Here is a 25,784-nt window from a genome sequence, read left to right as displayed (position 1 = left end):
CGAACGCGCTTACTTCAACAACACCTCACGCGCCGGCTGGCGCAGGTTGTACTGCGAGCTCATCGCCCGCCCGTAGGCGCCGGCCGTACCCACCAAAATCACGTCGCCCTCCTCGGTCGCCGGCAGGCGCCGGGCGTGGCCCAGCACGTCGCCGGTCTCGCAGATGGGGCCGACGATCTCGGCGGTCATCGTCATCGGCTCGTCGAGGCGGCTCAGGTTGACGATCTCGTGGTAGGCGCCGTACAGCGCCGGGCGAATCAGCGAGTTCATGCCCGTCTCGAGGCCCACGTAGTTGATGTCGCCCTTTTGCTTCGTCTGGGTGACCCGGGCGAGCAACACGCCCGCCTGGGCGACGAGGTAGCGGCCCGGCTCGAGCCACAGCTCGAAGTCGGGCTGGGCGGCCTTGAACTTGGCCAGCCGCTCGGAGACCTCGGCGACGTCGAGCGCGCGTTGGCCCGGACGCTCGGGCACACCCATGCCGCCGCCCAAATTCAGCAGACGAAGCTCGGGGAACCGGTCGCGCAGCGAGGCCAAAAAGAGCGCGTTCTCCGACCACGTGTCCGCCGTGCGGATGCCGCTGCCCACGTGGGCGTGCAGGCCGACGACGCGTGCGCCCGCCGCCTCGACGAGCTCGGAGAGCCGGTCGAGCTCGTTGGGGGCGACGCCGAATTTGGACTGGTTGCCGGCGGTGCGCACGTACTTGTGGTGGCCGCGGCCACGGCCCGGATCGAGGCGCACGATGACCTCTTTGTCGGCGAAGAGCTCCGGCCACGCCTCGAGCGGGTGCAGGTTGTCGAGGGTCAAAAAGCCGGCCTGTTCGAAGCCAAAGGCGTACTCGTCGCGCGGGGCGAAGTTCGGCGTGAACAGGATGCGCTCGCGGTCGATGTCTGGGAACAGCTCGACGATGCGCTCGACCTCGCCCGGCGAGACGCACTCGAAGCCGATGCCCGACTTTTCGAACAGGCGCAGCACGTCGGGGTGCGAGTTGGCCTTCATCGCGTAGAAGACGCGGTCGAGGGCGTCGATGGAGCGCACGTCGTCGACCTTCTGCTGCAAGGTCGGCGCGTCGTACACATAGGCTGCGCCCTCTTCGGCGACCTCGAGGAGATCGTCACGCCGGTCTTGCCACCACAGCGTGCGCTCGGCGACCTCGGCCATCTCACCGCCGAAGAGCTCGCGCCAGGTCGGGCCGAAGAGCTTGTCGGAGATGCGCTCGCTGAAGAGCTGCGCGTGCAGCTTGCGCACCAGCTTTTGGGCCTGGTCCTCGTCGACCACAAAGGTCAGGTTCAGGTCGCTCGCCGCCTGCGACAACAGGTAGATATGCTGCTCGTCGAAGACCTCGAAGGCCGGGCCGAGCTCGTCGAGGATGGAGCGAATATTGCGCCCGATGAGGCTGACGACCGCGCACGGGCCGATCTGGCGCGCGTCGCAGAACGCGTTGAGGTCCTCCAGAAGCCCCTCGACCGTCTGCGGCTCGAGCGCATTGGCCATCGGATCGAGCGAGACGGTCACGTTCGCCTCGGAGGTGGTCACCAGGTCGACCGACAAGCCGTTTTGCTTGAAGGCGCCGAACGCGTCGGCCAAAAAGCCGACCTGCTGCCACATCCCCAGGGTGTCCATCGAGATGAGGGTGACGTCGTTTTTGGCCGAAATCGCTTTGACCTGTGCGCCGAAATTGGGCACCTCGCCCGAGATGACCGTGCCCTCGAGTTCGGGGCGCTGCGTGCAGCGGATATGCAGCGGAATCTGGCCGTTGCGCACCGGCGCGATGCAGCGCGGGTGCAGCACCTTGGCGCCCATCGTGGCGAGCTCCTGCGCCTCGTCGTAGTCGAGCTGGCGAAGCAGGCGCGCCGAGGGGATGTCGCGCGGGTTGGCGCTGAACATGCCGGGGACGTCGGTCCAGATCTCGAGGCGCTCGGCTTCGAGCTTGGCAGCAAAATACGCCGCCGAGGTGTCCGAGCCGCCGCGTCCCAGCAAGACGGTGTCGCCCTCGGCATCGCTGGCGATAAAGCCCTGCGTCACGAAAACGTCGGCGTCGCCCTCGGCGAGCGAGGACTTCAGCCCGGCGTCGGGCGAGCACTCACAGGCCGCCGACAGGTAGCGCCGGTTGAGGTTGATATTGGGCTCGTGGACCGCCGAGAGCATCTGGCGCGCGTCACGCCACGAGGCCGACACGCCGACGCTCTCCAGGTAGGCCGCCCCGAGCGACGTCGACATCAGCTCGCCCATCGCCAGCACACGTGCGTGGAACCGCGGGCTCGCCTCGCCGATGAGCGAAGCGCCCAGAGCCAGTCGCTCGAGCTCTTTGAAGCGCTCGCCGAGCAATTCGTCGACGTCGACCTCGAGGTCGGCCGCCAGCGCGCGGTGGCGCTCCTCAATCTCGGACACGATCGCTTCGTAATCCCCGCCCGGCGCCGCTTCGACGAGCGCCTCGAGCATATTCGAGATCCCGCTCAACGCCGAACAGACCACGAATGGACGCGCGCCCTCGGCGATCCGTTTTCGAAGCTCCTCCGCAATGGTCTTCCAACGCTCGAGGGTCGAGACGCTGGTACCTCCGAATTTCAGGACGATCCATTCTTGGCTTGCGGACGGCATCTTTTAGTTCTCCGTTCAGGGACTTGCGGCGGTTTGCCGGGCAGTTTCTTACCACTGAACCAAGGTGGGCTCAATCGAGGTGTGAGGTAATCCCCTGCCCCTGCAGGCGTGCTCAACGCTTCGGAGGGCTGCTGCGCGTGCCTCCGAACGCCCGGCTCGCAGGCAGTTGCAAAGAGGCAGCAAAGGCGGTGGGGGCCTCCTCGCGGGAGAATGCGATCGACGCTAAGGATTTCGATCCGGCTCAGTCGATCGCCGTTCATTCGACCAAGAGGAGGCCCCGGAGCCTTTGCGCAACCCCGCTACGCATGAGCAACGTTCACGAATGCACCTCGGTGAGCTCGACACGCAGCGCAGCGTGCAGCCTGGGATCGTCTTTTCGCCCACGTCGCATGCGCCGGCAGCGGTTGATGACGATTCGCGTCAGCCCCCCTTTGATGCTCGCCGGCGGCCTGGCGCTGCGCTGGATCTTCGTCTTCGGCGGCCAGGGGGTCATCGGGTGAGTCGCTGAATGACCTGCCGCCCGACTCGCCGCAGGAAGAGAGGCTCACTCGTCGAGCGACCACGCGCACCGAAAACCGTGGTTGGCGCGATGAGCCTCGGGGCGGTAGCGCCCGCGGGTGGCGCAGCGCAGCGCGAAGGCGCCGTGGGCGAACGAGCCGCCGCGGATGACCTTCTTCGTGCCGGAGTCGGGGCCCTGCGGGTTCTCGTCGGGAGCTTCGGCGTAATAGTCGCGATCGTACCAGTCGGCGACCCACTCGAAGACGTTGCCGGCCATTTCGTGGACGCCCCACGGGCTCGTGCCGAAGGGACGCGCGCCGACTTCGCTGGGGTGCTTCTGGTCGAACCAGGCGCGCTTGGGGCTCGGCTCGTCTTCGCCCCAAGGGTAGATGCGCCCGTCCTCACCGCGAGCGGCCTTCTCCCACTCGGCTTCGGTGGGCAGGCGCTTTCCGGCCCAGTCGGCGTAGCCGTTGGCGTCGTCCCAGTTGACCAGGACCGCCGGCCGATCCGGCTTCTCTTGCGGGTCGTTGAACTTCGCCCACTCCTCGGGCGGCTGGGTGCCGGTGGCGTCGAGATACGCCTTGTACTCGGCAGCGGTGACCGGCGTGCGGTCGATGAAGAACGCGTCGAGGAAGACCTCGCGCTGGGGTCGCTCCTCGTCACGCCCGTCTTCGTCGTCGTCGGCGCTTCCCTGCACGAACGTGCCCTTGGGGATGGCGACCATCGTCTCGGTCTTGGCCTCGGGAGCCATGACGAGGGCGTTTCGGACAGCGTCGATGTCTTGGAAGCGTCGCTCGGCGTCCTTCGAGAGCATGGTCAGGATGACCTCCTCGAGTTCGGCGGAGACCTCCGGGCGAAGCAGGCGCACCGACGTGGGCTCCTCGGAGCGAATGCTTCGTTCGGTGCCGCTCTCGTCGACGGGGTTCGACGACAACGGCAGGTCGCCGGTGAGCATCTCGAAGAAGATGACGCCCAGCGAGTAGATATCGCTCTGCTCGTGGGACTCGCCGCGAAGCTGCTCGGGCGCCTGGTAGGGGCGCGGCGCCGCGCCGCTGACCGTGTCGGTCACCTTCATGCCCACGACCGTGCTCGGGCCGAACTCGAGCTCGTCGAGGGTCTGCACCTTCGACAGGTGCGCCAGGCCGAAGTCGACTACGCTCAGCAGCGGAAAGCCCTTCTGGGCGTCGCTGCCGACCAGAATCTTGGTCGGCATCAACTGACGGTGCGTGACCCGGTTCTTGTGCAGAAAGTCGAGGGTCGACAGGAGTTGCAGGGTGAACTCGAGGGCGATGCCCACCGGCAATCGCCCCTTGCGGGCGAGCAGCTTGGCGAGCGTGATATCGCCCGGCGCGTCCAAGATCATCGCCGGCGTGTCGCTGTCATCGACCATGTCGACGATGCGCGCCAGGTTCGGATGCTCCAGCGCCCCCAAAATCTCGGCCTCTTTGGCAAATTTGCCGCGCACGGTGCGGTCTCGGGCCGCCGCGCGGCTCAAACGCTTGATGAGCACCGAGCGGCCCGACTCCATCTCCCGCCCAATGTACAGATAGGGGTTGTCGGTGCCGAGCAGAGGCTTCACCACTTCCCAACGCCCGTCGACGATCGGCGAGACCTCGCCGCCGGTCGACGGCATCACGTCGCCGAGCGCCTCACCGCAGCGCCGGCAGTCTTCTTTGTCGGAAGGGTTTCGAGTTCCACAACTCGAGCAGATGATTGTCGCCATAGTGGCCTCGGTATGATGCTTCGCAACTCGCCCCGCCTTGCGGCTTGTAAGCGGCTCGAGAGGGGCTAGAAAAGAGCCAGAACTGAGAAAACTGGCACCCCGTTTAACACGTTCCTTGTAGAACAAACAACCAACACCCTCAAAGGACGAAAAGCACAATTTCACACTCCGTCACATGCATCGGGGGAGAACTGGAACAGAGGGGCCACGCCGTTACATTCCATCGATGGCGACACGCTCTAAGCCTATGAAAAATATGACGCACAGCGTCATGTAAAACGCCAAGTTCTCCCCTTGCGCGCCCCCCCTTTCGCCACTATATGTGCCGTCGATGGGCGAGGCCCTTTGAAGAAGTCACCCCTTTGTGTCGTAGGCTCGCGCGTCTCGTAAAGGAGACGTTCCGGCCACGTTTGGAGGACGCTGTGGATCTGTTCAACTACGCAAGTGATCTCAAGTACGGCGAGCTGCACCTGAAGGTCGACCCACAAATCGAGCTTCGCGCCATCGTCGCGATTCACAACTTGAAGCGCGGGCCGGCCATCGGCGGCTGCCGCTTCATCGAGTACGGCTCGACCGACGACGCGCTCCAAGACGCGATGCGCCTGGCGCGCGGCATGAGCTACAAGGCGGCGATCAGCAAGCTTCCGCACGGCGGCGGCAAAGCGGTCATCGTGCGCCCGCCGAACCTGTCGGACGAGCAGCGCGAGCGCATCTTCAGCGTCTACGGCGAGTTCGTCGACAGCCTTGGCGGTAAGTACATCACCTGCGAGGACAGCGGCACGGCCGTCAGCGACATGGACGTCGTCGCCGAGCAGACCGACCACGTGCTCGGCACCAGCACCGCCGAGGGCGGCTCGGGCGACCCCTCGCCGTTCACCGCGTTCGGCGTGCGCCGCGGCATCGAAGCCGCCGTCAAGCATCGCTACGGACGTGACGACCTCGACGGCCTGCACGTCAGCGTCCAGGGCGTGGGCCACGTCGGCTATTATCTGGCCAAAGAGCTCCACGAGCTCGGCGCCAAACTGACGGTCACCGACGTCAACGAAGAAGCCATCGAGCGCTGCCAGGACGAGTTCGGCGCCGAGCGCGTCGCCCCCGAGTCGATTTACGACGTCGACGCCGACATCTTCGCGCCGTGTGCCCTGGGCGCGATCCTCAACGACGAGACCATCCCGCGCCTCAAGTGCGACATCGTCGCCGGCGCCTCGAACAACCAACTCGCCGAGGACCGCCACGGCGCCATGCTGCTGGAGCGCGGCATCCTGTACGCCCCCGACTACGCCATCAACGCCGGCGGGCTCATCAACGTCGCCGAGGAGTACACCGGCTACGACGCCGACGCCGCCCGCGAGAAGACCAGCGCCATCTTCGACACGATGCTGGCCATCTACGAGCGCGCCGACAAGGAGAACCTCCCCACGGGCGTGGTCGCCGACCGCATCGTCGAAGAAGAGTTGTACGGAGAGTGAGCGAGAGCAAACCCGTGACGAAAAAAGGCCCGGACGCTCCATGCGTCCGGGCCTTTTTGCTCTGATGGCGAGTTGTTCAGGGGTCGAACACAACGCGTTGAGGTACATCGGTCGGCGGTGAAGGCCCGACGCCGTTGCCACGCTGAGCGTTTTCGTTCGAGCCCCAGCAATACACCACGTCATCCATGCTCACCCCGCACGTATGGAACATCGCGGGAGCCAGTTGTCGAAAGCCAAGCCCTTCGTCCACGGACGTCCCGGGCGTGTCGTAATTGGTGGTGTCGGCGTCGGAGTTGGGAAATCCCAACTGCAGATCGAAATTCCTGCCCCAACAGATCGCTTTTTGCTCCCCGGAAAGCCCACACGAGTGCTTCTCGCCGACCCAAAGCGCACCGAAGCGCGCTTCTCCTTCCACTTCCGTCGGCTCGGCGTACGACGCCTTGACGTCTCCCACGCCGAGCTGCCCGTTTTCATTCTCTCCCCAGCAATAAGCAGCGCCCGACTCGCCCACGATGCAGGCCGACGAGGCTCCCGCCGTCAAGCTGACTACATTGTCGGAGTAGACCCAATCACCACGCGCGGCTTCTTGGACATACTGTGACCCCGTCTTTGTTCCGTCGGCCAACTGCCCTTTGAAATTGTCCCCCCAGCAATAGAGGCGGTTCTCCGAGCTCAGCGCGCAGGTAAACTCCAAGCCGGCGGCGACCTGGACGAAAACCTCATTGCGCTGGTCATCGAGCGGAGCGTCATCGACCCGGGTGGGAGGGAGTTTGGGTTGGTTGTCTCCGACGCTGCCGACGCCGAGCTCTCCGTTCCCGTTCGATCCCCAGCAATAAAGCTCGTTCGAAGTCGTCAACGCACATGCATGGGTCTGACCCACGGACACCTGCTCGAAGACCGGCGAAGCGCCGTCGAAAGGGATCTGAGTGGGGGTGGCGATCTCGAGCGCATCCGAGGTAGCGTCGACCCCGCCGTAATAATTGTCGCCCCAGCAATACACGGTTCGATCCGTGGCGATCGCACAGGTCAATTTGCCGTTGGAGCCGACGGTAGTCGGCGTCGAGATGAACTTCGCCTCGGGCACTTCCACCTGCGTCGGCGCGAATACCAGGGACGCGGAAGCCGTCCCGGTTCCGAGCTGCCCGACCGCGTTGTTGCCCCAGCAATACGCATCTCCCTGGGGCATGAAGGCGCACGAGAAGTCTTTGCCCGTGGTCACCACAATCTCGCCTTCAGGCAAGGGCCCCACGTCTCGGCCATCGTCGGCGTCGGGCCCCCCGCCGACATCGGTGTCGTCACTGACGTCGGCTCGATCCGCGTCCCGCGCGTCGGGGCCGTCAAGAACTGTCCCCGACTCGACGCATATCTTCGTGCCCGGCTCCTCAGGCAATTCGACGCACTCGAAGCCGTCGGTGCACTCGGCACTGCTGCGGCACACGAAAGTCTTCTGGGTCAGCTCGAGTTCAGTCTGGCACCCGCTCAGGGCTAACGTGACCAGCACCGAAGCGCTCCAAAGGCGTACGACTTTCAATTTCGTCTCCTCAACCTCGACGACGCGCCACTCCTCTTGCGATGAGCGACTTCGGCGTCAAAAACGTCCGTTAATCACAATGCCCGCGCCGTCGCTGCTCGGCCCGACGCTCACCGCACCACCGTCCTCGGCGTCATCGGTCACCAGCAAGTAGATGCCCGCGGCGGTCGACAGCCCGCCGACGATCCCCATCGACAGGCCGACGGTGTCGAGCGTGTTCGCCTTGCTCTGATGCTCGTAGACCTGCGACTGGGAAATATTGACGACGCGGCGCTGCCCGTCGAACTGGGCCTGCTCCACACTGACCTCGTCACGAACCGACTCCGCCCAAAGGTGAAGCCCGACGCCACCGCCGACCAATACGAGCCCGCCGACGGTCGCCCCCCAGCCGAGGGCTGCATTGCCGCCGGCATCCGCACCTCCAAGGGGCGCAGCATTGCCAGGCCGCTCGACCGTGTCGGCCCCTTGCTGGGGCTTTTCGTTCGCGCCTTCTTTCGCGCCGACCGTCACCTCGGAGGCTTCCGAAGCCTCGACGTCGTCCGCTGCTTGCGTCTGGCTGCTTTCGTCCGCCGCCGGCGCCTCGTCCTGCTCGGGGCAAGTCTCATCGAGCTCGGCCTGGTACTGTTGAGCTTTCGACTCGACGAATGCTGCCCGAGGCTTTTTGACCGCCGGAGCCTCCGCAACCTTCGCATAGGCCGCCCTGGCCTTGGCGCACTGACCCAGCAGTTGGTAGGCCCGCCCCAAGTTCAAGTAGGTAATATTGAGTTCCCCCAGGTACAGCGACTCCTCGAGGTACGAGATGGCCCTGGTGTAGTCTTTGGCCCCAATGGCGCGTACCGCCTCGTCGTTGAGCTTGCGCTGCTCCGATGACGGCATCGGCGCCTCCGACTCCGCGACGTCGTCGCCCCCATCCTGAGCGCAGACGTCCGCGGGGACCGACGACACGCCGACAGCCACGCAAAGCGTGACCAACAGACAGCGACAAAACCAACTGAGACCAGTTTCCATCCGACACCCAACGACCCAAGCATGCGGGACCGAACCCGGCCGCCACATCGACACGTTCATCCATCTAGTAGCCCAACAACTAGTGAGCTATAGCAAACTTGACATATCCCCGCCAATCGCCGCATCAATTCGCGCAACCGACGCACGAGCCTTGCGCCACCGAAATACCTGGCGCGTTCTCAGGGTTCTTACGAACGACTTGACCAACGGGCGAGAAATGGTTATTTCTCGTCCGACTTCGGGGCTATAGCTCAGCTGGGAGAGCGCTAGAATCGCACTCTAGAGGCCGGGGGTTCGAATCCCCCTAGCTCCATTTCGGTAGGGAAAGTGCGAAGAAGTAAACGAGCAAAAAAGCAAAAGAGCCCGGGCGGTTTGGCCGCCCGGGCTCTTTTGCGTTTGACAGGAGCGCGGGATGCCAGCCCGACCCGCCGCTGCCCGTTCTCGAGTCACTCTGACTCATCCTCATGCTCGACGAGCTCGAGACGCTGCCCCTCCCCGAGCGTTCGGAACTCGTCGGCAGATACGCGCGGTATTGCCTAGCCCCATCATGAAGACGGGATCGTGGGTCTTGGCCAACCTCTTCAGGGTCGGGATATCAGCGTGCCGGTCACATCGCGGAGCGCGACCGAAAGGACACTTGTTCGTCAAACTCACCAGACAAACACAGCGATCATAAGGGTCTAGATTTTCTAGTTGCTACGCCGCTTCGATTGCCCGAATCTACACGCTGTCGATAAATACGGCATCGCGAGGGAGTTATGAGCCTGCAACATGTATTTCGTGCCGAACAACTCGGCCGCTGTTTCGAAGACGCTGCAAAGCTCGAGCGCATCGAGGGCGAAGACCTTGGGAGTATCCGCGCTGACAGTGGCTGCAACCTTCTGATGGTCTACCTGCTAAACCGCTGGGGTCGCCTGTACGAACCGCGAGTGATGGACGAACTCGAGTACTCCGACGACTTCCACCATCAGGTCGTGCGCGCCTATCTAAACGCGGGATGCGATCCGAGCGAAGAGGTGGATTCGACGAGCATCTTCGATCACACGCCCATGTCCTTTCGGGTGCACATGGAAGAGCCGTTTGAGCGGCCGGAGTTCGAGGTGATCTCTGCCGCCGATTTGATGCAGTTTCTCGCTGCAGACTTCCATCCGGAGTTGAATCCGTCGGTCCATGAACAAATCGTCCGAGTGGCCGAGACTTTGGGCGCCCCCTCCTAGCTCTAGTTCCTTGCAGGTAAGGCAGGCGGTTCAGAGACGCAATCCCCTCCCCCGCGCGCTTTCCAGCGCGAGGGGAGGTGGGGGGGGCTGGAGCGCATCATCCCCACTGAACATTGTCTCGACAACCGGTTGGATGACTCTCGATGTGTGTCCAGCCACGCCGATTGGACAAGAGCGACGATTGCAACAATGAAGATTAGTTGATGAGGTACGCTAGAATAGTAGCCCTTTTGATCTTCATGTTGGCGTCCACCGGCGCCTGGACGAAGAGGTTTGCGATCCCAATGACGTTCAGCGTGTATACGGAAGCGGCCTTCTGAGTTCCTCGACGCGTCTGCTGACCGCCCATCATGTGATCTACCCACGTGCGGGAGAAAATGACTCCATTCGGGCTAGCTGGGGTGGTCTTCGTGTGACGATAGAAGCGGGCAACCCGCAAGCACGGCCGTGGGCCTTATCGGGGCTGCACATGAAGCGCTTGACACCCCAGCAAGACCTTCAAAGGTGTCGCGATATGGAGAGACATGCTGATGGGTCTGCCACACTCTACCCGCCACTTCCACCGATGGTTGCAAGCCGCGCGCGAGCTGCGACAGGTCCAGGCCAACGTAGATGACACACAGCGACGTTCCACCGGCCTCTGCGGGTTTACTCGTTCTGGAACTGTGTGGCAGTATCGTCCGCAACGATTTCTTGCAGCCTGTCTCAGCAGACCGGGGCCCGGGCCCTGTGTCGCTGCTGGGGCGTGCACCCCGGTCATGCGTGAGGAGAAGAAAATGGGCGATATCGATTTGGAGATCAGAAAGTTGGCCGCGTTCGCGGACGGCAAGCCATTCGGACAGATCTCGATTGGCGACCAGGAGGCCGCTGTGAATGAGGTGCTGCCGTTCAAGGTGGAGTCGGTTGGCGACGTCACCGTCAAGCGTCTCCTGCAATTCGACCAGTACGGCCGGCTCACGAGCATCAAAATCGAGGCGTCCAACCGTGCCGCCGACCTCGGTGACACCTTCTCGAACGTCATCACCATGGTGCGCGACGCCCAGGGCGAGGCGGACTCGCTGACCGAAACCGAGGCGACATGGACCGAGTCGGAAGACCCGAGGGTGGAGATCGTCGTGTCGCGCATCGAATCGCAGGGCGGCGAGTGGGTGTATCTCACACGTTCGATTCCGTACGACACGGCCCTCGCCCCGCCCCCGTGGGCGGAGCTGCCGCCGGATTGCGAAACGCTGCTCGACTGGTCGCAGCTCGCGGCGGCCCCCCCTCTCGGCCTCGGGCTCGAGCCTGCGATCGATTTTAGCTCCGAGCCCGGTTGGGAAAATCGGTCCATCGCCGGGCCCTACGGAACGACGACAGCGTTCACCCACGAGGTGACTCTGGCGGACTCGCCGGAAGGTCGTGCGCTCCGAACCGTGAAGCTCACCGACGGTAAGGTAACAAGCGTCGGCTTCACGGTTTCCGCCCGGGACGCGGACCTCCTCGGTGAGGTCGCCGCGTCGGTGATCCGCATCCTGTCGTCGGCGTTCGGTGAGCCGCGAGCCGACGATGAATTTTCGATCTTCGAGACCGACACGCGCCGTGCCACACTGAATGTCGGAACCTTACTTTCGGCCGAGCAGATCGAGTCGATCGTTGGTGGCGCCGAGCCGGATACGGTCGGCAGTGAAGAGCTCGACAAAGTGCAAGTCGACATCTCCGTGAAGTGAAGATGCACGAACCCCGGCGCACGCCGTTGCAGGCAGTTACCATGCGCCCTCGCCGGGCTTTTTTGTTTTGACGGGAGCGCGGGATGCCAGCCCGCATTGGACGACGTCGCCGGGGCTGTTGTTTAGCCCCGCGACGGAGGCCAACGACTGTGGCGGAAGTATTACCGACTGGGGTCCGCTGCGGTGGGCCGGCGAAGCGCGCCTCATCCCCGCTGAACATTGCCTCGAGAGCCGGTTGGATGACTCTCGATGTGTGTCCGGCAACTCCGACTGAACAAGCACGACGATTGCTTTTTGCGGGGTCCCCTCCGCCTCGCGCACAGCGCTCGGCACCTCCCCGCGGCCTGAACAGCGGACGTTTCAGCCGGCAGGGAATCCCAATCAGCCCTTCCGCTGACTCGTGGCGATGCCACGGGCTCGAATCTTTTCGTTGATGTCGTCGAGCTCGCCATCGGAGATTCGCACGTACTGCCCGAGTTCTACGACCTCGAGCGCGGGGGCATCGAGCAGGGCCTCGACGTCCACGACCGCGCCGCCGCCGATCCAGACCGTCTCTAGCTTGGGGAGTTGGGCCAAGGGGGCGAGGCTGACGGGTTGGTCGATGGAGAGCATCGACGCCGCCTGGATCGCGGTGGGGTTGGGTACCAAGAGAGCGTAGCGATGGCGCTCGCAGTGGGCAACTATCTGGGCTTCCTTTCGTCGGCATAAGACTCACCACAAACTCACTACACCTCGGCGCAGAGTCCTGCTAAACTCGCGTTCTCACAATACTTCTGAGAAAAGCAGTACAGAGTATGTTTCCCCAAGAAGAGTCGCACACCGCCCGTCACAAAGACCGTCGCATCACCTTCGAAGAGATTGAAAACGCCGCGCGTAGCTTCTGGAGACGCATCCCGATGGCGTTGTTGGCCAGCTGGTTCGGACTGAGCCTGTTGATCTACACATTCTCATTCTGGCAGGACCGAGCGATGCCTAGCGTCGCCAGCCTGCTCAGTGGTGACGTCCAGCTCGCCTCCGTTCACCAACTGCTCGGCATCGCGTTGGCCGTGCTTGTGGTCTCATTGGTGCAGACCGGCCTGTATCTTCCGGCCAAGCTCGTCAACGACGGCGAGCGAGTGGGAGCGGGCGCGGTGTTGCGCATGGCCGCCGCTCGATTGCCCACGTTGGTCAACTTGTCGCTCAAGATCGGCGTGCTCTTGGCGCTGGTCGTGGTGGTCGCCTTCTCGGTCGACCCGTCGCTCGCTCCGTGGGCGGTCTTGCCGCTGGCCTTCTTGCTCGAGCCGGCCAAATACTACGCCACCGCTCACCGCATGAGCGCCCGAGAGGCGATCGGCCGGACGCTGTCGGTCTCGCGCCGCCATTGGCTGCCGATCATGGTGGTCTTCGGGGCGCTGACCGGCTTGTCGGCCGCGCTCCCCGCGCTCATCGACGCCGCGGCCACCCAACACCAGTCCGGCGCCTGGATGCTCGCCGCCGAGGTCGGCCGGTTGTGCGCGCACCTCACCTCCGACTTTGTGGGGTTTGTCGCAAGCTGCGGGCTGCTCTTCGCGCTGGACGACTGCGAGCAGTAAAGCACACGTCTGATGGGGGAACGGTCGTAGCGACAGCGAACGAAGCTTCCGAGGCTCATTCGCTATCACAGTGACCGGTTGTAACCGAGCTTTACAGACACCTGACGTACATACAGGCGCCGGAGTCGCACCACAATCGCTCGCCACAGTCGCTGTCCTCGTTACAGGGGTCGCCCTCGGCGCCGGGTGGCCGGCACGTCGAGGGCTGGACACCGGTGTTGCAGACCAAGCCATGGCGACAGTCTAAGTCTACTCCGCACGGGCCGCCTTCGAGTTGTTGGAGCAAACAGGTCTGGGTATGAGCGTTGCAAGTATACCGGGGTTGAATACAGTCGGACGCCGCGGAGTTGCCGCATCGCAGCGGCGTCTTCTCGCATTCGAAGGAATGTTCACACGCCTCCCCCTCGGCAATGGGCTGCCGGCAGGAGCCACGCACGCATACTAACTCGCCTGCGCAGTCGTAGTCCCACCCGCACGTCTCGCCAAGGGAACTCGGCGCGTTGCAAGTCCACAAGGGATCGTCGGCATGGTGGCAGATTTGCCCATCGGGACACTCTGCGTCGCCAAAGCAAAGCTGGCCGGTTTCGCCCGGATGGGCGCATGTCGCTGGTTCAGTGGAGGCATTGCATCGCAGATCGTCGACACAATCGCCATGCTCGGCGCAGGTGGCTCCGGCCGCGCCCGGCTCGGCGCAGGTGGGCGGATCGAGAGCATCGTTGCAAATCAAGCCCGGCTCGCAAACCGAATCATCGACACACGCTGCGCCCTGGGCCACGGGCGGAGTACACTGGTTGGGCTCGAGCGCGTGGTTGCACACCAGATCACCGGCGCAGTCGTCATCTACGACGCAGCGCTCCCCGTCGTCGAGTGGTGGCACACAGGTCCTGCAACGGCTCGAAGTCTGGCGGCAGTTCAGTCCGCTCGCACAGTCTTCGGACTGCCAACAGGGCGCGCCTTCGGCCGAAGGCGCGCTACATTGCCCCCTGCCGTATCCGAGATTACACCGAAGCGAGCCCGCACACTGCTTCATCTGCTGCTCTTCGTTGTCGTGCGCGCCGCACGACGCCCCTTCATCGCCCGGCTGCTGGCAGGTGGCCGGCGAAGTCGCAAAGTTGCACGTCAATCCCTCGGCGCAGTTGCGGTAGCTCACACATGTCTGCCCCTCGGTGCGCGGGGCGAAACAGGCCGCTTGCACACAACCGCCCGACGACCAAGTGTCGGGAGGGCATTGACACAGCAGCCCGGGACGACACTCCCGAAAATACTCGCACGCCTCCCCGATTTCGCGGGGGGATTGGCAGGTATACGGGCGGCCTTCGGCCCGCACACACACCAGCCCATCGGCGCAGTCGGACATCTCTCGGCAGTCGTCGCCCACGCCTGCACCACAAGCGCTCGAGCACACGCCCCACAAAGCTAGCATGACCCACCAGATGGGGCCCAAGCCAACATACCGTGCATGGTCCATGTAATGACTGGTTCGACCGCTCACGCGAGCCTCTCTCTCTTCGGACGGGACACCCCACTAGGGCGCGACAGGGATTTGCGACAACGTACTGAGAGCCGCCTTTTGGTATAGCACGAGATAGTGATGCCTTTCATGCACGCCAAACGCGCTGGTGTTGGCATTGCCGTCATGCGCCATGAGTCGCACGCGCAGCCAGAACGGGCGATAGCCGATATAGAACGTTCCGTCGGAAGGAGGGTTCCAAAGAAGCTCGTCGCTGAACGGCTGGTGAATTCGGTAGAGGTGCTCGCCGAACGCGAACTGAAAGTCATAAGACAGCGTGGGCACGGTTTGGTACTCGAGCGGCATCCACCGGCACCAGCCCTGGTTGCGGTACGAATGCAGCTCTTCGACACCGGTGATCGTGTCGCAGTAGTAGTACTCCAGGTAGATGCTGTACTCCACCGGCTCACAAGGGTCGGAGACCTCCTCCCAAACAAATTCGAGGGGAACGACCGTGCCAGAAGTCACAGCCCCGTTGGTAAACGACACCGAAGCCTGACCGACCTGAACGGGCTCGACGGTCGCCTCGGGCTGCAGGAACTGGGGCTGTGGAGGAGCAGTTTCGTCATCGGGGCACGCAATATCGGCGTGGCGTCGCTTCAAGAACTTCATGATCCATTCCTGACGCGTGGCAAGCGGGGCCGACTCCAACAGGGGAATCTCGCGTTGCCGGTCACAGGCCTGCTCGGAGGAACAAGTGGGCTGGGCGGTCTCACACTTGCCCTGGCTGCACGCCGCCACGACATCACACCCATCGACGGTCACGTCTGTGCCCGATGCAGTGCCCGGACAGGCGTCCTGCTTGTCAGCCACACCGTCGCCATCACCGTCGGGACACCCGTCCCAAGTCACAGGAACGCCTGCCGGGGTGTCCGGGCAACGATCCAAGCTATCGGTGACCGAATCGCCATCGGACTGGTCAACACAATCGGACTTGCACTTCAGCCCCGCGAGTTGCTCGCGCGACCGAACTGCACTTGCACACAGTTCATCGCAGGCACTGGTGTCCAAGTCGAGTTGCTCGCGCTTGTGTGCGCATTCGTCGTAGCATCGAGAGGTCGAAAACTCTTCCATGCGCGCCGACATGCACGAGTCGAAGCACAGCGACCCCTCTTTCGGTTCGGAGTCGGACTGCTTCGCCCCCTGGGTTTCACTGACCGACTCCTCGGCGGGAGGCTCACTGCACCCGTAAGACCCTGCCAGGCTAACGATGCAGATGAACAGAATTGCGGCTCTTGTCGGATAATTCATGGCTTCGTCCTTCGCATCGCGCCCGGCGAGAACGGATTGACTGGGGGGGGCGACAATGCTTCATGAGTAAAGACACAACCGTTCGAGCCGGCGGTGTAGCCCTTGGCGAGCAGGGACTCGGGGGTGTGACATTCATCATTCTGGTCATAGACTCCGTCGTGATCCGAATCGAGGAGTCCATCACATCGTTCTTGATACCGATTGCGCGCCCCCACGGCCATCTCGGCCGGCCAATCGGCATAGGTGCAGGCCAATTCCTCTTCGAGGCGCACGTTGTCTCCATGCTCGAGCCAGCCCAGCGAAGAGCGCAGAATCTCGACGCGGGCCTTGGCATTGGCGTCGAGCTCCGAATCGGGTGGTACGGGCAAACCCGCCGCAGTGATCTCACAGCGCATCTTTTCGGCGTAGGCGACCTGGAGGAGTTCTGTACCGGTCATGTCGTTATTGAAATACTTTTCGACTGCGTCTGCGCCACGCGACGTCGCTGTCGCGCACTCCCAAGAAGGAGCAGCCGCACCGTAGTTGTCGGGAAAGTCGACGGGGGTAAATGAACTGGGAGTCGGCTGGCCGGGAACCGGGCCGGCGTGCTCGAAGGAAGAAAGCTGCAGGTCCATGACCATCCCGTAGCGCGACGGATCCTGGCTGGCCTCGTACAGCAGCGCGATCGAAGAGGCCACGGCCAACGGCATCGCCGTGTTCGTGGTATACTCGCGGGATAATTCGTAATCCCACCATGACGTCCACGGCTTATCACTGGACCAGTCCCACTCCGAGTCGACCCCGAAAGTCTGGGCGCGCAGAAAATGCATCAACTGCCGGACTCTCAACGCCTTATAGCACGGCTCAGTTGTTCCAATTTCACACGTGCCGATTCCACTCCAATAGATCAGAAACAGATAGTCTCCCACCCGATCGAGGAACCTCTTCTCGCCATCCGGGTCGGCAGAATTGACGAAGAACTTGGGGTTGCTGACCTTGCGCATGGAGGCGGCGACCGGGTCGAGATTGTCGGACACCGAGTCCTCGTAGGGCAGGTGGCCTTGCAGAGTAATGCCCCAGGCGTGGAATGGCTGCGTCAACTCCTGCACACCGTGCAACACTGCCCCCAGCGGCATCACTCCATACTCGCCGACGCCAAGCTCGATCTCGGCTCGCCCATTCAAGCGTCCTTCGAACCACTTGTGCCACCAGTAGTAGGCAAGGTTGTCGACTGGCGGAAACGTGTAGGTCTGAATGCCCAGGCGCTTCCAGTAAAACACTCCGCGGTGCGCGCTGTCGCGCATCTGGTCATCGGAATTGCGAACGGAGTAATTCTCCAGGGGTCGTTTCGACATCGAGTAATCGATCTTGAAGTCGAGCACGAGGAACCGAAACACATTCATCAGCGGGTTCTTGAACAACAAATCGAGCCCGGGCCCCAGAGCCCCCGGCACTCCATATCCGTCGCGATCGTCATAGTCGTCGCTGGCATTCATGAAGTGATACATGCTCGTCAATTCACCGCCGAAGAACTCCGTTTTGTGATCACTGACGTCAAAGAGGTTTTCCTCCTCGATGCTGTCGATGACATCCTTGGTCTCCTCCAAGATATCCTTGGTCGTGTCCCACGTCTTATCGAAGCAATCGTCACACTTGCCAAAGAAGGCGGTAATGGGGCACGTGACCGCGCACATGATCGCGCCACCGACTGCGGCGGCGAGTGCCAGCGCGCCGCCCCCTACACCGGCAGCGATCTCGGCGCCCGTCTTCAGGGCTTCCTCGAGGACAGGGAGGGCGAAAAAGAGCCCATAGGTGTCCGCGAATTTGTCCAACGCGCCAGTATGAAACCCGATAATACTCCCGGTGAGATCGACCGCGACGTCACTGGAGTCGGTGGTGACCCAGTTGGTGATCGACAGCAACTCGCCGACCGCCGGCTTGTAGAGGCGGTTTGGCCCCGGCTCGTTCACAAATCCACGCCCGATAAACTGATTCTCGTAGGCAGCCTTGTCCCACTGCCCGAGCGGCTGAGCCTCGTTGGGATTGTTGAGATCCTCGCGCGCGCAACCCGGCTCGTCCTTGTGTGGATAATCCGCCAGGGGACACGCGGTTGACTGAAAGTTCTGATAGAAGCTGACAGTGCGCGCGGCATCCTCCGGGGTGATGCCGAGACGCTTCATCGTCGACCCCAGCACCGAGCAGCGATCTGACCACACCACGCTCGTGCGTTCGTAGGCCACTGGAGCGCACACATCACTCTCGATCTCTGCGGCTAGTTCGGGGTCGTAATAGTACGGCTCTACGCAACCTTCGCCCTGCGCCGCCGCCTCGGCCTCCGGGTTGGCATCCACGCAATCCTTCACGCACAGGTACGTTTCGTAGCTATCTCGGTTGCGGCATTTGGCCTCGCAATATCCCTGCACGCTCTCACACGTGTATCCCTCGGACGAAGAGTGGCGAAGCTCACCCGCACAATTCTCGAACTCTCGGTTGTATAGCTCTCGTTTGCCCTCTGTCAGATCAGCATCTTTGCAGATGCTGTAGAGTTTCAGATAGGCGTAGGCGAGTTCGGTGATTCGCTGGTGTGAATCTCGGTTCCACGCGAGCGCTTGTGGGGAAAACGCGAACGTAGAACTCAACAGGAAAGCAGCCGCAACCAGATGAGAGAGTCTGAACTTCATATCGTACCCAGCAACTAGGCCCCCCTCCACTGGCGGGCTATCCATCTTTGTTTGACATCGGGAATGCTAATGCATCTCAAAAGGATCTGCAACAGCCCCATAGTATCACCCCAGAGGACGAATGACCGGAGAAAGCCTCTAATGAGAGTCGAGGCCAAACAACACAAGAAGCCACAAAAGACGCGGATAACCCCCTCCCCTCCTCATCGCAGTGTACAATGATTGCCGTGCCCGCAGCCTCGCCGGAAACAGAGTGTTTCGCCAATCTCCCCGCCAGCATGCCCCCCTCAGCTTTCGCTCCACCACGCGACGGCTTATTCTGAGGTGCGCACACTGCACCGGCGGAGAAGAACCATGACTCCAGAAGAAGCGCTCACACGCGGCAAGTCGTACCTCGACGAGGCGACCGAGAATATCACGTTCGACGAGTTCACCTGGGCCTTCGAGGAGGCGTGCAGGGGCGTGGCGTGGGTGCTCGACGCCCTCGCCGAGCCGCCCGATGCGACGCTCGACCTCGGGCCGAAGGGCGAGTTGCTCGCGCCCGGCACGCTCGAGCGCCTGCTCGCCAAGGTGGCCAACCCGCCGAAGGCTGCGCGGGTCGTCGCCCGTTTGGAGGCGCTGCTCGCCGAGGTCGCCGGCATCGAGGGGCCGGACGCGCTCGACGCGGCGCTCGCGGCGCGGTCCGAGCGTGTCGTCGAACTGGTCTTCGCGGCGTGGGAGCTGCTCGACGCCTGCGGCACGCGCCTGGGTTTGGTCGACGAGCGCCTGGGCGACAAGCTCGTGCTCACCGACCCTTCGCCGGGTCGGGTGGGTAGTCAGCCCATTCGCCGGCGCACGGCGCTCAAGTTGCTCGCGGCGAGCAGCGTGTTTCCGCTGGCGGCGTGCCGGAAGGTCGAGCGGGACAACCGCCCTCCCCGGGTCGACAAGGCGTCGGCGAAGACGTCCGCGTCGGCTCGACCGACGGCGCAGCCCACGGCTACCGTGCGCGCGGTCACCCCGCTGGGTGGCATGCACTTCGAGACGAGCGACCCGTTTTTGTTCTGCGCCCACCACTTCGACGAGTACCCCGAGGGCAACGACGAGATGGGCCCCAACGCCTCGCTCGCCGGGCGCCACCTCGGGCGCGACTTCGCCGGCAAGGACAACTGGCGCATGTACCACGGCCGCGAGGTGCCCGGCTTTCCGCGCCACCCGCACCGCGGCTTCGAGACGGTGACCGTGGTGCGCACGGGCATGCTCGACCACTCCGACTCGATGGGCGCGGCGGCGCGCTACGGCGCGGGCGACGTGCAGTGGCTGACCGCCGGCGGGGGCATCCAGCACGCCGAGATGTTCCCCTTGTTGCGCTCGGACTCGCCCAACCCGCTCGAGCTGTTCCAGATCTGGCTCAACCTGCCGGCCAGCGACAAGCTCGTCGACCCGCACTTTACGATGCTGTGGAACGAGAAGATTCCGCGCGTCGTCGAGGAGGACGACGCCGGCAAGATCGTCGAGCTGACCTTGGCCGCCGGAGGCTACGGGGACCACACGCCGCCGTCGCCGCCGCCGAACTCCTGGGCTTCACGTGCCGAGGCCGACGTGGCCATCTGGTCCATCAAGATGGAGGCGGGCGCGACGTTCCAGATGCCCGCCGTCTCCGAGGGGACCGAGCGCTCCCTGTACGTCCACGAGGGCGCCGGCGTCCGAGTCGGCGACACCGACGTGCCCAACGCCCGCCGCGTCCAGCTCGACGGCCACGGCCCCATCGAACTCGCCGCCGGCGGGCAGCAAACCGAGATCCTGCTGCTCCAGGGCCGCCCCATCGGCGAGCCGGTGGCCAAGCGCGGCCCGTTCGTGATGAATTCGCAGCAGGAGATTCGCCAGGCGTATCTCGACTACCAGCGCACCCAGTTCGGCGGCTGGCCGTGGGGCGAGAACGACCCGGTCCACCAACGCACGAAGGGGCGGTTTGCGCGCCACATCGATGGGCGTTTTGAAGAGCCGACTTGAGTGCAGACACGGAAATGTTTCGACTTTCGGTGCGAGTGCTTCCAGCTCTCGCAGACGACGGCAAGATGCCCTCGCACCGAAGTTAACGAGGGCAAGATGCCCTCGCACCGAAGTTGACGAGGGCAAGATGCCCACGCACCGAAGTTGACGAGGGCAAGATGCCCTCGCACCGAAGTTGACGAGGGCAAGATGCCGTCTCGCCGCCCTTCGCCCTGGCGCTGCCCCACAACGCGCCCTTCGAGGCGCAGATCGACGCGGCCGTGGTGGAGGTGGCGTACGCGTCGTCGTGGTCGAACGTGGTCAAACGCTATCTTCCCGACTCGTCGAAGTGAGCTCGACGGGAAGATCCACGTGAAACGTCGTGCCCTCCCCCGACGAGCTTGGGCGCATCTACTCTGCCTCTTCGAGCACCGTCGCCCGATACTCTTCGAGGAGCATGACCAGCCCCTCGACGTACTCGGCGTCGGCCTCGGTGGCCGGCTCGAGGACGACGGCCTTGGTGTCGAACATCATCGCTCGCGCCGGCGGGTCGGTTTGCTCGAGGAGGTCGCGCACCTCGGAGCGCTCCTGCAGATCGTAGATCGTCACGGCCACGGTATGCTCCTCGTGGCGATAGCGCTGCATTACCTTGCGCGTCGTCGGGGTATCGATCACCCCGGGCTCGTCCTGAGGCTTCCAGCCGGCCCCTTCGAGCAGCAGCTGCAGCCCACGGATGGAAAAGCGATCCTTGTCCGGCGCGGTGGCGTCTTCGACGGGATGGAAGACCCAGTCGTTGGCCAGGTCCATCGCCGCCTCGGGCACCGTCGACAACGAGTCGACGCGCTGGTGGATGTAGTAGCCGAGCGAGCCGACGAGCAGGAGCACTACGAGGATGATGGCCCAGCAGCCCCAGCGATGGCGCTTGTCCTCGCCGCGCTCGCCGCGACGCAGCATCTCTTGGACGCCCATCATCGTCAGCTCGCTGACCTTCTGGTCGGTTGCCTTCTTGTCGGCGGCGTCGTTCGATTTTTGCGTCTTTTCTTTGGCCATGGGGCCAATTTTTTAGCATAACACGCCGCAGCCGTCATCGTGCTGGAGGTCGGCGCCCCATCGAGTTGACCCGTAGATGAACCGGCCTACCTTTGCGGGTGATTCGACCACTTGGGTGCGGTACGTCGCCGCGACCCCTTCTAGAGTTGTGGAGGTAGGTTATGTGGTTCGTCGAGTTTCTTTTGTCGTGGTTGGTCTTGGCCTTCGCCGTCTGGGCGACGGCGGCCATCTTGCCCAAAGTGCACATCAAGAGCTTCGGCAGCGCCATCTGGGTGGCGGCGCTGTTCGGGATTCTCAACTTCTTCTTGGGCTGGCTCCTCTTCGCCGTCTTCACCATCGGCACGTTGGGACTTGCCTGGTTGTTGGCGTTTATCACGCGTTGGATCATCAACGCGATCTTGCTCAAGCTGACCGACGCGATGACCGACAGCCTCAAGATCGAGGGCTTCAGTTGGGCGTTGATCGCCGCCGCGCTGATGTCGCTCATCGGCACGGTCGGTGAGTGGGTGGTCAGCTCGCTGATCTTCTAAAACCGCCGCGAAAGCTTTGGAGGCAGGGCATCTTGCCCTCGTCAACTTCGATAGGGGTAGGGACCCCCGGTTCACCGGGCGCCCCTCCCTCCAAACCGTACGTGCGGATTTCCCGCATACGGCTTTCCAGTCAGCGGGTTCCTTTTCGTAAGGACTCGAGTTCCAGCCGTCGGGCTTCGGCCATAAAGAAAAGCCCGTGGTTGGCAAAATAGGCGTTGGGCCATCGCACATTATCGGTGTGATTGGTGTGGCCCGAGATCTTGAAGCGCTTGCGCAGAATGGCGCGCAGTCGCCTACGGATCTTGCCGTCGAGGCTGTCAAACACGTTGAAATAACTGTGCTTGAAATATTCGTACCATCCGCGGACGGTGCGATTGATCGCCTCGATGATGGTAGCCAAGCTGTGGCCACTGGTGCGCGGGGTCAATTGCCGAATCCGGTCAAAGAAACCTCCGTTTGGCCTTCTTGCTCGGGTACTTGTTCCCGCGCTTGAAGGCGTAGCCCAGAAAGTCGAAACTTCCCTCGGACTCGTCGACGAGTTGGGTCTTCTCCGGATGTAGCGTCAGTTCGTTGGCTTGCACCCACTTTCTGACCACGTCGAGCGCCTTGTCGGCCTGCTCTTTGTCCCGGCATAGAATCACAAAATCGTCGGCGTAACGCACCATCTCAAACCCTTGCTCTTCCATCAGGTGGTCGAGCGGATCGAGAAAGATATTTGCCAGGAGCGGGCTAATCACACCGCCCTGTGGCGTGCCTCTGTGGGGCTTTTGGCTTTCCCCTTGGTCGACGACCTCGCAGGTAAGAAAGGCATTGATGAGCTCGAGAATGCGTCCGTCTGAGACCTTCTCCTCCACGCGCGCCATGAGCAAATCATGGTCGATCGTGTCGAAGTACCCCTTCAGGTCGGCATCCACCACCCACCGATAACCTTGCTTGAGAAGCCCGTCGACGCGTCGCAGCGCATCTTTGGCTCCCCGTTGAGGTCGAAAGCCGTAGGAATGACGAACAAAATCTCGCTCGTAAATCGGCTCCAGCACCATCTTGAGCGCCGTCTGGACGATCCGATCCTCTACGGTCGGAATCCCCAGCGGTCGCTTCTCGGCTCGACCCGGCTTGGGTATCCAGGTTCGCCTGACGGCTCGGGGCACATAGGACCCCTCTTTGAGCACGCGGCTCAGGCGCTTCAGGTTCGACTCGATGTGTCGCTCGTAGTCGGCGATCGTCATCTCGTCGACGCCTGCTGCTCCGTCGTTGGCTTTGACTGCATCCCATGCGCGGATCAGCGTGGCCTCCCGATAGACTTTGTCAATCAGGCTGAACCACTTGCCTCCTTTGACGCCCCTTTCGAGCGCCTCGAGCATCCGGTCGGTCCAGATCGCTGGTTCCACCCACGTCCATTGGGTCGGGATGTCTTCGACTTGTTTAGTCCCGCAGGACACTGACGTCGATTGGTCTTCCATCGCTCTTTTCCTTCCTGATTCCACTTTCCTGCATCCCTTCGCTCCACCTGCTTTCCCAGGTTTCCTCGCTACTACGAATGCTCTGACTTCTGCCGGCGTCTTTTGACCCGTCGGCAGATCTCCTGGATTCATCTAGACAGCCACTAAGAACCATTCTGTCTCCAACCACCATGCACTCCCATCGCGTCACCGTGTGTTCCTTGGTGCGCGTGGCTTCCTTCGAGCGTACGCTCCTGTTTCGTTCCCTCGAACCGAGCCGTGTCTGTTCGGGGCCGTGGGCTTTGGGGTACGGGTTTTGCCCTTCTCCCGTATCTGTTTTACCGCTCGTCGGCATCCGGGCTTCGCCGGCCGCACATAGGCTCGCCGAGTGCCTTTGGCTGAATCGAGTTCGCTTTCGCTACGGACTGGTTCTTCGTTACCTCGGTTGCTTCCCACCCCGCCTCGCGGCGACGCAGTTACCTTCAACTTCGGGGCGGAACTTGCCCCGGATGGACTCTCACCATCGCGCTGTCTAAACTCTCCAGCGCACGTGCGTGGGCATCTTGCCCTCGTCAACTTCGGTGCGTGGGCATCTTGCCCTCGTCTGCGAGAGCTCAGGCGGGCAGCTCCACCCTGCCCGCCAACGCCCTCATCTCCGCCTCGTAGGCATCGACCAGCGCGCGCGGCTCGGCCAGGAGTCCGGCGTCGGCCGCCACGCCCAGGCGCACCCCGCCGTTGTAGCTGAAGATGCTCACTCCCACGCCCACGCCCTGTGATTGGGGCACCCAGAACATCATGTCGCGCACCAGGTGACCGGCCAGCCGAAGCTGGTTTTTCGGCCCCGGCATATTGGTGATGATCGAGCTCGCCTTGCCGCGAAAGAGCTTCAAGACGAGCTCCTGGGCGGCCACAGGCAGGTGCCCCAGCGCCTGCAGGGTGAGGTAGGTCAGCCCGGCCTCCGGGCTCCTCTTGAGCGCGTCCATGCGCTCTTTGAGCACGCGCAGCCTGTCGGCAGGCTCGGCGTGACCGGTGGGCAGCTGCAAAAAGACCAGGCCGAACTCGTTTCCAAGCTGCACCGTGCGCTCGTCGAGGGGGCGCAGGTTGATGGGCACGATCGTGCGCAAGTCGCGCCCGTCGACGCGCTCGCCGCGCGCCTCGAGGTAGCGCCGAAACGCGCCCGACAGCGCGGTGAGCAAGACGTCGTTGACGGTGCAGTCGAGCGCGCGGCACGCCTGCTTGACCGTGTCGAGCGGGATGACAGACGTCCAACTGACCCGCTTTTCGACGCCCAACTCGCCCACCAGGCTGGTGTCGGGCTCGTCGGACATCGTCAAGAGATTCGCCACCGCCGAGACCGAGCGGCCGCCCAGGCCGATCAAGTTGCCGGCCAGGCACGCGAGCCTTCGCGGGTTGCTCAGCGCGCGCACCGAGTTCATGGCCAAGTGCCCGGCCAGGTCGAGGGTCTGCTCGAGCGCGTCGCGACGAATGGGCGGCGGGGCGTCGCCGCGCGGCGGGCGGCTGACGCTGCCGAAGGGGAGCTCGACGGGGGTGTCGAGGTCGACGAGCCCCAGCATCAGGTAGATGAGCGAGAACCCGTCGGCCAGGCTGTGGTGGATGCGCGCGACCAGCGTGTCGCCGCTGTCGGGCTGCTCGACGACGTATAGCTTCCACAGCGGGTGGGCGGGGTCGAGCCGCGTCGACATCAGCTCGCCGACGTAGGCCTGCAGGGCGGCGTCGCCGCGCTCGTCGAGGCGCACGCGCTCGAGGTGATTGCTGAAGCTGAAGTTGGGGTCGGGCTCGAGGTGGCCGCGCCCGTCGGTGACCAGCCGTTGGCGAAGCCGCGGGAACGGGCGCAAATCCTCGGCGAGCTTCGCGGCGAGGCGCTCGTCGTCGAGGCGCTCGTCAAAGGAGAGCATGCCGGTGATGATCATCCGGTTGGTCGGCTCGTCCATCCGCAACCAGGCGTGATCGGCTCCCGATAGCGGCTGGGCCTGCACGATCGATGGATCGAGCTTCTTCATCGCAACACTCCTGCGCACCCATGAGTTCGAAGTA

The 25,784-nt window shown here is 63.3% G+C and carries 17 protein-coding genes and 1 tRNA gene; 7 read left to right on the top strand and 11 right to left on the bottom strand.

Translation table 11 applies throughout. From position 1 onward, the window contains the following. Positions 1-9: 9 nt before the first annotated feature. Together FIV42_RS21635 and FIV42_RS21630 are read right to left on the bottom strand one after the other, a co-directional pair. Complete coding sequence (locus FIV42_RS21635; protein ID WP_141199712.1) at positions 10-2,598, bottom strand: bifunctional aspartate kinase/diaminopimelate decarboxylase; 2,589 nt, start codon at positions 2,596-2,598, stop codon at positions 10-12. 544 nt (positions 2,599-3,142) lie between these two features. Then, the gene (locus FIV42_RS21630; RefSeq protein WP_141199711.1) at positions 3,143-4,819 is read right to left on the bottom strand and encodes an SUMF1/EgtB/PvdO family nonheme iron enzyme; all 1,677 of its coding nucleotides are present in this window, start codon (positions 4,817-4,819) and stop codon (positions 3,143-3,145) included. A 422-nt stretch (positions 4,820-5,241) separates the two neighbouring features. Here FIV42_RS21630 and FIV42_RS21625 point away from each other — a divergent pair, with 422 nt between their 5' ends. Next, positions 5,242-6,288 carry a Leu/Phe/Val dehydrogenase gene (locus tag FIV42_RS21625; protein WP_222615287.1) on the top strand — a complete coding sequence of 349 codons (1,047 nt, stop codon included), beginning with the start codon at positions 5,242-5,244 and terminating at the stop codon, positions 6,286-6,288. A gap of 76 nt (positions 6,289-6,364) precedes the next feature. Here FIV42_RS21625 and FIV42_RS21620 read toward each other — a convergent pair whose 3' ends face one another. Both FIV42_RS21620 and FIV42_RS30305 read right to left on the bottom strand, forming a co-directional pair. Then, entirely contained in the window at positions 6,365-7,819 is a 1,455-nt protein-coding gene (locus FIV42_RS21620) for an RCC1 domain-containing protein (RefSeq protein ID WP_141199709.1), read from the bottom strand. A gap of 57 nt (positions 7,820-7,876) precedes the next feature. Further along, positions 7,877-8,827: a tetratricopeptide repeat protein gene (locus FIV42_RS30305; protein WP_168210848.1), complete on the bottom strand. Its 951-nt coding sequence runs from the start codon at positions 8,825-8,827 to the stop codon at positions 7,877-7,879. 240 nt (positions 8,828-9,067) lie between these two features. On the opposite strand from FIV42_RS30305, the gene FIV42_RS21610 reads away from it, so the two are divergent. The 3 genes from FIV42_RS21610 to FIV42_RS21600 all read left to right on the top strand — a co-directional run bounded on the left by FIV42_RS21610 (position 9,068) and on the right by FIV42_RS21600 (position 11,750). Further along, a tRNA-Ala gene (locus FIV42_RS21610) sits at positions 9,068-9,140 on the top strand. 445 nt (positions 9,141-9,585) lie between these two features. Continuing rightward, on the top strand, positions 9,586-10,044 hold the full coding sequence (locus tag FIV42_RS21605; protein WP_141199708.1) for a hypothetical protein: 459 nt from the start codon (positions 9,586-9,588) through the stop codon (positions 10,042-10,044). 776 nt (positions 10,045-10,820) lie between these two features. Then, a complete protein-coding gene (locus FIV42_RS21600) occupies positions 10,821-11,750 on the top strand; it encodes a hypothetical protein (RefSeq protein ID WP_141199707.1) in 930 nt (309 codons plus the stop codon). Between the two features lie 381 nt (positions 11,751-12,131). Here FIV42_RS21600 and FIV42_RS21595 read toward each other — a convergent pair whose 3' ends face one another. Then, the gene (locus FIV42_RS21595; RefSeq protein ID WP_141199706.1) at positions 12,132-12,362 is read right to left on the bottom strand and encodes a hypothetical protein; all 231 of its coding nucleotides are present in this window, start codon (positions 12,360-12,362) and stop codon (positions 12,132-12,134) included. Positions 12,363-12,544: 182 nt separating this feature from the next. Here FIV42_RS21595 and FIV42_RS21590 point away from each other — a divergent pair, with 182 nt between their 5' ends. Then, a complete protein-coding gene (locus FIV42_RS21590; RefSeq protein ID WP_141199705.1) occupies positions 12,545-13,321 on the top strand; it encodes a hypothetical protein in 777 nt (258 codons plus the stop codon). 1,525 nt (positions 13,322-14,846) lie between these two features. On the opposite strand, the gene FIV42_RS21585 is transcribed toward FIV42_RS21590, so the two are convergent. Beyond that, complete coding sequence (locus tag FIV42_RS21585; RefSeq protein ID WP_141199704.1) at positions 14,847-16,082, bottom strand: hypothetical protein; 1,236 nt, start codon at positions 16,080-16,082, stop codon at positions 14,847-14,849. Next, the gene (locus FIV42_RS21580) at positions 16,079-18,787 is read right to left on the bottom strand and encodes a phospholipase C/P1 nuclease family protein (protein WP_141199703.1); all 2,709 of its coding nucleotides are present in this window, start codon (positions 18,785-18,787) and stop codon (positions 16,079-16,081) included. Before FIV42_RS21580 ends, FIV42_RS21585 begins: the two co-directional genes overlap by 4 nt. A 963-nt stretch (positions 18,788-19,750) precedes the next feature. On the opposite strand from FIV42_RS21580, the gene FIV42_RS31455 reads away from it, so the two are divergent. Further along, positions 19,751-20,731 (top strand): pirin family protein, encoded by a 981-nt coding sequence (locus tag FIV42_RS31455; RefSeq protein ID WP_141201377.1) that lies wholly within the window; start codon positions 19,751-19,753, stop codon positions 20,729-20,731. Positions 20,732-21,121: 390 nt separating this feature from the next. On the opposite strand, the gene FIV42_RS21570 is transcribed toward FIV42_RS31455, so the two are convergent. Then, complete coding sequence (locus FIV42_RS21570) at positions 21,122-21,760, bottom strand: hypothetical protein (protein WP_141199702.1); 639 nt, start codon at positions 21,758-21,760, stop codon at positions 21,122-21,124. 161 nt (positions 21,761-21,921) lie between these two features. On the opposite strand from FIV42_RS21570, the gene FIV42_RS21565 reads away from it, so the two are divergent. Continuing rightward, the gene (locus tag FIV42_RS21565; protein WP_141199701.1) at positions 21,922-22,290 is read left to right on the top strand and encodes a phage holin family protein; all 369 of its coding nucleotides are present in this window, start codon (positions 21,922-21,924) and stop codon (positions 22,288-22,290) included. 130 nt (positions 22,291-22,420) lie between these two features. Here FIV42_RS21565 and FIV42_RS30765 read toward each other — a convergent pair whose 3' ends face one another. The 3 genes from FIV42_RS30765 to FIV42_RS21555 form a co-directional block, all read right to left on the bottom strand. Then, positions 22,421-22,717, bottom strand: a complete 297-nt coding sequence (locus FIV42_RS30765; RefSeq protein WP_168210955.1) for a group II intron maturase-specific domain-containing protein — start codon at positions 22,715-22,717, stop codon at positions 22,421-22,423. Between the two features lie 13 nt (positions 22,718-22,730). Further along, positions 22,731-23,678, bottom strand: coding sequence for a group II intron reverse transcriptase/maturase (gene ltrA, locus FIV42_RS21560; protein WP_222615285.1), 948 nt, complete (start codon positions 23,676-23,678; stop codon positions 22,731-22,733). Between the two features lie 665 nt (positions 23,679-24,343). Continuing rightward, a complete protein-coding gene (locus tag FIV42_RS21555; protein WP_141199700.1) occupies positions 24,344-25,750 on the bottom strand; it encodes a wax ester/triacylglycerol synthase family O-acyltransferase in 1,407 nt (468 codons plus the stop codon). Positions 25,751-25,784: the final 34 nt, after the last annotated feature.

Origin of the sequence: Persicimonas caeni, from assembly GCF_006517175.1 — a bacterium.
In the GTDB taxonomy this organism is placed as follows: domain Bacteria; phylum Myxococcota_A; class Bradymonadia; order Bradymonadales; family Bradymonadaceae; genus Persicimonas; species Persicimonas caeni.
This window is presented reverse-complemented; position numbering and strand designations above follow the sequence as displayed.